Origin of the sequence: Mycobacterium sp. KBS0706 (assembly GCF_005938675.2) — a bacterium.
Taxonomy (GTDB): domain Bacteria; phylum Pseudomonadota; class Alphaproteobacteria; order DSM-16000; family Inquilinaceae; genus Inquilinus.
Window position 1 is genome coordinate 1 of the sequence record NZ_VCCH02000384.1, and the last position, 357, is coordinate 357.

The window sequence follows — 357 nt, forward strand, 5'->3', positions numbered from 1 at the left end:
CCTGAACCCGGTGCCGGAGGGCGTGTCGGGCGAGCTGTACATCGCCGGGGTGAACCTGGCGCGGGGGTATCTCGGCCGACCGGACCTGACGGCGGATCGCTTCGTGCCGGACCCGCAGGGGCCATCGGGCAGCCGGATGTACCGCTCGGGCGACCTGGTTCGGCGTCGCAGGGACGGGGCGATCGAGTATCTCGGCCGGCTGGACCACCAGGTAAAGCTGCGGGGGCTGCGGATCGAGCTCGGCGAGATCGAAGCTGCGCTCCGATCCCGCTCCGGCATCCGCGATGCGGTGGTGGTGCTGCGCGACGGGCGTCTGGTCGGCTATGTCGCCGGCGAGGCACAGCCCGACGAAGCGGC

General features: G+C 72.0%; 1 protein-coding gene. It reads left to right on the plus strand.

The genetic code is table 11. The annotated features are described in order from the left end of the window. The coding region (locus FFK22_RS42385; protein ID WP_143957064.1) for an AMP-binding protein at positions 1–357 on the plus strand (357 nt) is incomplete at both ends.